This window comes from Myxococcus sp. AB025B, from assembly GCF_006518215.1.
GTDB classification, from domain to species: domain Bacteria; phylum Myxococcota; class Myxococcia; order Myxococcales; family Myxococcaceae; genus Myxococcus; species Myxococcus fulvus.
Genome location: NZ_SRLW01000401.1, coordinates 1 through 7,384, shown reverse-complemented (window position 1 = coordinate 7,384; position 7,384 = coordinate 1). Strand labels below are relative to the sequence as shown.

Below are 7,384 nucleotides of genomic sequence, written 5' to 3'. Positions count from 1 at the left end.
GGCGACGGGCGGCCCTGCTTGAAGGCGCCGTAGAGCTGCATCAGCTCGTTGATGAAGAGCGCGGTGGACAGCGTGTCGCAGACGACGTGGTGGATGCTGCCCAGGAGCAGGTGGTGCTTCGTCTCCAGGCGCAGCAGGACGGTCCGGATGACGGGGCCCGTCACCAGGTCGAACGGCAGCATCGCCTCCTCGCGGGCCAGCCGCATCGCCTCGTCCTCGCGACGGGCGGGCGTGTCCCCGGCGACGTCGACGATGGGCAGGGGGATGCGCACATTCTCGTGGAAGCGCTGCACGGGACGGCCATCCACCACGTCGTACGTGGTGCGCAGGGCCTCGTGCCGACGGACGATCTCCTGGACGGCGCGCTCCAGCGTGGCCGGGTCCAGGTCTCCCTCAAGCCGCAGCACGAAGGGGATGTTGTACGCGGACAGGCCGGGCAGGTGCTGCTCCAGGCGCCACACGCGCTCCTGGACGTAGGAGAGCGGCAGCTCGCCCGTGCGGGGCAGCGGAACCAGCGGGAGTTCGCGTGTCGGCGCCGCGGAGGGGGCCTGTCGCAACAGCGGCTCGATGCGCTGGGCGATGCCCGCCACCGTGGGGGCCTCGAACAACGCGGCCAGGGGGAGCTGGACGCCGAAGGCTTCACGGACCTGGTTGAGCAGCTGCGCCGCCATCAGCGAGTTGCCGCCGATCTCCAGGAAGTCGTCCTCACGGCCGACGAACTCCAGGCCCAGGCGCTCGCGCCACAGACCCGCGAGCCGCTCCTCGATGGGCCCCCGAGGCGCGTCTTCACGCACCGGGGCGACGGGCTCGGGCTCCTGAATCGAAGGGGGAGGCTCAGCGGGGGCCACCGGAACCGCGCGCAGCGACGTCATCGCTGGCGCAACCACCGGAGGCAACTGCGGCGCGATGCCCGTCGACGCAGGCGATCCGAAACCCGTCGCCGCAGCAGGCGGCGTGACGCCGGTCGCGACAGGCGGCGCGAAGCCCGTAGACGCTGGCGACCCGAGATCCGTCGGCGCAGGCGGCCCGAAACCCGTCGACGCAGCAGGCGACGCGAAGCCTGGCGACGCGGCAGCCGATGGTACGAGGCTCGGCGACGTAGGACGTTGCGGCTCCATCCCGGACGACAGGGTCGTCACGGCCTGCGTCTCCGCGACGGGGATCGGCGCCCCCGAGGCGGCACGGAGCTGCACGGGCTGCTGGGCCACCATCGCGGGCACGGCCTGCGCGCCCGGCTTCGCATCCACCCAGACGCGCTTCTCCTGGAACGGATACGTGGGCAAATGCAGCCGGCGCCTCTGCTCGTGCGCGAAGAAGGCGGACCAGTCCACCTCCACGCCCTGCGTCCACAGCTCACCCACGGACGCCAGCAGGCTCGCGTCCTCCGTCGTGGAGGCGCTCCGACGCAGCGTCGCCAGCGCCTTCACGCGGTCCTTGTCCTGGCCCAGCGACGCGCGCACCAGCGGCGTCAGGTCCTGACCGGGGCCCACCTCCAGCAGCACGCTGCACCCATCCTCGAGCAGCGCCCCCACCGCATCCGAGAAGTACACGGGCTGACGCATCTGGTCCGCCCAGTACTGAGGCTCGGCCAGTGCACCGCGCTTCGCCCACGTGCCCGTCACGCTGGACGCGTAGCGCAGCGTCGGCTCCGAGCGCGTCAGCGACGCCACCACGCGCGACAGCTCCGGCATCAGCGGCTCCACGTCCGCCGAGTGGAACGCGTGCGGCGCGGGCATCCGCACCACGCCCACGTCCCGCGCCTTCAACGTCTCCTGGAGCGCCTCCACCTCCGCCACCGGACCCGCGATGACGCAGCGGTCCGCCGCATTGACGGCGGCCAGCGACAGCCTCCCGGACAAGAGCGGCTGAACCTGCGACTCCGGCATCGCCACCGCGAGCATCGCCCCCGGGGGCATGCGGTGCATCAGCTCACCCCGCGCCACCGCGAGCTTCAGCGCGTCCTCCAGCGACAGCGCCCCCGCCACGCAGGCCGCGGCGTACTCACCGAAGCTGTGCCCCAGGACGGCATACGGCTTCAGGCCCCAGTCCATCCACATCCACGCGAGGGACACTTCGACAGAGAACAGCGCCGGCAACGCCACCCGCGTGTCCGCGAGCAGCGACGCATGCCGCGACTCCTGCCCAGGACCCGACGTCAGGAGCGTGCGCACGCGCTCCCGCAGCTCCCCGTCCAGCAGCGCCAGGCACGACTCCAGATGCCGGCGGAACGTCGGCTCCGTGTCGAGCAGCTCGCGCCCCATGCCGAGCTGCTGCGTACCCTGACCCGGGAAGATGAAGGCCACGCGGCGACGGCGCGCGGCCTCCAGGTCCTTGAGCTTCGTGGGCGTGAAGGGCTTGAGGAGCTGACGGGTCAGCTCGGCCGCGTCGCGGGCCACGACGACGCGCCGGTGCTCGAAGCCCTTGCGGCCCACGGCGAGCGTGAAGGCCGCATCGGCCACGGCCAGCGCGTCACCCTGGGCCTCCGCATGGGAGGCCAGGTTCTTCGAGGCCGCGTCCAGCGCCTCGGGCGTGCGCGCCGACAGGACGAACAGGTGATGCTTGCGTGAGCTGGAGCCACTCGGAGACATCGGAGCTTCCTCGAGCACGGCGTGGGCGTTGGTGCCACCAATGCCGAAGGAGCTGACCGCGGCACGCCGCGGCGACTCGCTCCTCGGCCACGGCCGAAGGGTGGTGTTGACGAAGAACGGGGTGGCGTCGAAATCAATCTGGGGGTTGGGGCGCTCGAAGTGCAGGCTCGGCGGGACCTCTCCGTGCCGCAGCGACAGCGCCACCTTGATGAGGCCCGCGAGGCCCGCCACCGTGTCCAGGTGGCCGACGTTGGACTTGAGCGAAGCCAGGGCGATGGTGCCCTTGTGCTCGGGCCCCAGGCCGTAGGCGCGCTGGAGCGCCGTCACCTCGATGGGGTCGCCCAGCGGAGTCGCCGTGCCGTGCGCCTCCACGTAGCCGATCTCCTCCGGCTTCACGCCCGAGCGCGCGAGCGCCTGCCGGATGACGGCCGTCTGGCCCTGCACGCTGGGCGCGGTGAAGCCCGACTTGTCGCGCCCGTCGTTGTTGGTCGCCGTCGCGCGAATCACCGCGTGGATGGAGTCCCCATCCCGCTCCGCGTCCTCCAGTCGCTTGAGGACGATGCAGGCCACGCCGTTGCCGGAGACGGTGCCCTGCGCCGCCGCGTCGAACGAGCGGCAGTGCCCGTCCGGCGAGAGGATCATCCCTTCCTGGTACACGTAGCCGGTGCGCTGCGGCACCGACAGGCGCGTCGCGCCGGCCATCGCCACGTCGGACATGCCCGCCAGCAGGTTCTGGCAGGCCAGGTGCACGGCGACGAGGCCCGTGGAACACGCGGTGTGGATGAGGACGCTCTCACCCGTGAGCCCCAGCTTGAAGGACGTCTTCGTCGCCAGGCTCTCGTGCGTCGCGGTGCCGTAGAGCTCGAACAGCGCGGCGCCGTCCAACGGCACCGTGGCCCGCACCGCCTCCGTGTAGCCGGAGTCGATGGCCCCCGCGTACAGGGAGATGGCGCCCGGGAAGCGCTCGGGGTCGATGCCCGCGTCCTCCAGCGCCGTCCACGCGGACTGCAGGAACACGCGCTGCTGCGGGTCCAGCCACTGCGCCTCGCGCAGGGACATGTCGAAGAACGCGTGGTCGAACCGGTCCGCGCCCTCCAACACACCGCCCGCCGGGACGAACGCCGGGTGCTGGCTCAGCTCGATGCCCTCGGGCAGGCCAGGCATGCGCTCCAGCTCCTCGGGCTTGAACCGGGAGATGGACTCGACGCCCTCGCGCAGGTTGCGCCAGAACGCGTCCACCGAGCCCGCGCCAGGGAACCGACCCGCCATGCCGATGATGGCCACGGCCCCCGTCGTCGACGGTCGTGACACCGGCCTCTCCGGCGCCGGCACCGACTGGGGCGCGGTCGCCGCGGCCACCTCCGCGCGCTGCTTCTCCAGGGCTCGTGCCAGCCCCTGGACGGTGGGGTGCTCGAACAGCCACACGACGGGAACCGACTGGCCCAGCTCTTCACGCAAGCGCGCCGCGATGCGCACCACGGAGAGCGACGTGCCACCCAGCTCCTCGAACAGGTGGTCATGCACGCCGACGCGCTCGGTGCCCAGCTCTCGCGCCCAGACGGCGGAGATGCGCTCCTCCAGCGGATTGGCCGGCTCGACGAAGCGCCCCTGACGTCCCGTGGAGGCGGCGTCCGGCTTGGGCAGCGCCTTGCGGTCCACCTTGCCCGTGGTGCTCAGCGGCAGCGAGGGCAGGGTGACGATGATGGACGGCACCATGTACTCGGGCAGCCGCTGACGCAGGCCCGCGCGCAGGTCCGTCGTGTCCAGCGACTGACCCTCTCGCGGCGACACGTAGGCCACGAGCCGACGATCTCCCGGAACGTCCTCACGGACGACGGCCACGGACTCGTGCACCGCGGGCTGGGCGGCCAGCGCGGCCTCCACCTCGGACAGCTCGATGCGGAACCCGCGAATCTTCACCTGGTGGTCGGTGCGACCGATGAACTCCAGCACGCCCTCGGGCCGCCAGCGCGCCACGTCGCCCGTGCGGTAGAGGCGCTCACCGGGCTGGGTGCTGAACGGATGCGGGACGAAGCGCTCGGCCGTGAGCTCCGGGCGAGACACGTAGCCGCGCGCGAGCCCCACGCCTCCCAGGTACAGCTCGCCCGGGACGCCCACCGGCGCCAGCTGCATGCGGGCATCCAGGACGTAGGCCGTGGTGTTGGCGATGGGCGTGCCGATGGGGAACGAGAGACCCGACGGCATGGGCCCCGTCAGCGCGTAATTGGTCGCGATGACCGAGCACTCCGTGGGCCCGTACGCGTTGATGATGGGCACGCGCAGCGAGGCCAGCGCCCGATGCGCGTGAGGCACGGAGAGCACCTCGCCTCCGACGTGGAGCTGTCCCAGCCGGGCCAGGATGTCCGGGCGGTGCTCCACGAGCTGCGCGAAGAGGCCGGAGGGCAGGTGCGAGAAGGAGACCTCGTGCCGCGCCATGACCTCGCCCAGGCGGTCCAGGTCACTCGGCACCGCGTCGGCCGGGAAGAGGACCACACGGCCACCGTGGAGCAGTGACGGGCAGACCTCGAGCACGGAGCCGTCGAACGAGATGGGCGCCAGCAGGATGCTGGTCTCCTTCGCGCCGAAGCGGGCGTAGGGCTCCGAGTAGCACAGGCGCATCAGGCCCCGGTTCTCGATGGCCACGCCCTTGGGGCGCCCCGTGCTGCCGGAGGTGAAGATGACGTAGGCCAGGTTGCGAGGGCCCGCGTGGGACACCGGCGGCGTGGACGGCCACGACTCCAGCTTCAGGTCCTCGACGAGCAGGCGCTCGGGCCCCGCGTCCGGCAGGGTCAGCTCGTCGCCCAGCACCCGCGAGGTGAGCAGCAGCGAGGGCCGCGCGTCCTCCACCATGAAGGCGAGCCGTTGCACCGGGTACGCCGCGTCGAGCGGGACGTAGGCACCTCCGGCCTTCATGACGGCGAGGATGGAGACCACGACGTCGAAGCCGCGCTCCAGACACACGGCCACGAGCACATCGGGCCCCACGCCCTTCGAGCGGAGCTGGTGCGCGAGCTGATTGGCCCGGGCCTCCAGCGCGCCGTAGGTCATCCGCTGGTCGCCCGACTCCAGGGCGATGGCCTGGGGACGCTGGCTCGCCTGTCGGGAGAAGCCCTCCGCGAAGGTGGTGTCCGCGGGGTAGGGGCGCGTGGTGTCGTTCCACGCGGTGACCAGCTGGTGGCGCTCGTCGGCGGACAGCAGGTCCAGGGTCCAGAGCGGCCGGTCCGGAGCAGCGACCAGCGCTTCGAGCAGGTTGCGCAGGTGGCGAGCGAGGCGCGCCACGGTGGGCGCGGTGAACAGCTCGGTGCTGTACTCGATGACACCGCGCAGGCCATCGGCCTCCTCGACCAGGACGAGGCCCAGGTCGAAGCGCGCCGTGCCGTTGTCCACGTCGAGCTGACGCAGGGTGAGACCCGGCACGCGCATCGTCGGCGTGGGCGTGTTCTGGAGCGCGAACACCACCTGGACCACCGGGCTGCGGCCCAGGTCGCGCTGGGGCTGGACCTCCTCGACGAGGCGCTCGAAGGGCAGGTCCTGGTGCTCGTAGGCCGCGAGCGTCGTCTCGCGCACCTGGGCGAGCAGCGTCCGGAAAGACTCCTCGGGGCGCACGCGGGCGCGCAGCACCAGCGTGTTGACGAAGAAGCCAACGAGTCCCTCCAGCTCGCCATGACGACGCCCCGCGATGGGCGAGCCGACGAGCAGGTCCTCCTGGCGGCTGTAGCGGGAGAGCAGCGTCTGCCAGGCCGCGAGCAGCGTCATGAACGGGGTGGCCCCGGCCTGTCGACCGAGCGCGACCACGCGGTCCACCAGCTCACGCGGGAGCTGGATGGGATGCGACGCGCCTTGAGGTGTGCGCATCGCGGGACGCGGCAGGTCCGTGGGCAGGTCGAGGACGAGGGGCGCCCCGGCGAGCCGCTGCTTCCACCAGTCGACCTCCTTGGCCAGCGTGTCGCCCTGGAGCCACTGGCGCTGCCACGCCGCGAAGTCGACGTACTGCACGGGCAGCGGGGAGAGGGCAGGGGCCTTCCGCTCGGCGAAGGCCTCGTAGGCCAGCGCCACCTCGCGCACCATCACCGCCAGGGACCAACCGTCCGAGACGATGTGGTGCATGACCAGCACCAGGACGTGCAGCTCATCGTCCAGCTTGAGCAGCGCGGTGCGCAGGAGCGGGCCCGTGGACAGGTCGAAGGGCTGACTGGCCTCCTCGGCGGCGTACTTGCGCGCGGCGGCCTCGCGCTCCGGCGGCGCGACGTCCGACAGGTCCGTGAGCGGCAGCGACCAGGGCCTGTGAGGATGGAGCGTCTGGACGGGCTGACCGTCCTTCAGTCCGAAGGTCGCGCGGAGAGGCTCGTGGCGGGACACGAGCAGGTCGAGCGCCTGTCGCAGCGCCTCCGGGTTCAACGCGCCCTCCAGCCGGATGGCGCCGGAGATGTTGTACTGCGTGCCTCCGGGCTGCACCTGGTCGAGCAACCACAGGCGCTGCTGCGCGAACGACAGCGGCAGCTCTCCGTCTCGCGGGATGGGCCGCAGCGGGGGCACCTGTGACGGTGCGTCGCGGAACAGCATCCCTTCCTCGACGAGCTCGGTGACTCGGGCCACGGTGGGCGCGTCGAACAGGGCATGCACGGGCAGCTCGACACCGAACGTGGTGCGCAGGCGCGAGACGAGCTGGGTGGCGAGCAGCGAGTGTCCGCCCAGCGCGAAGAAGTCATCGTGCAGGCCGACGTGCTCGACGCGGAGCAACTCACGGAAGTCGGTGGCGACGCGCTGCTGGAAGGGGGTGAGACGTTCGGGTGCGG

General features: G+C 71.7%; 1 protein-coding gene. It reads right to left on the bottom strand.

Annotation, left to right across the window (positions count from 1 at the left end; genetic code table 11):
* On the bottom strand, positions 1–7,384 hold a 7,384-nt coding region (locus FL311_RS39015), incomplete at both ends, for a non-ribosomal peptide synthetase/type I polyketide synthase (RefSeq protein ID WP_141332725.1).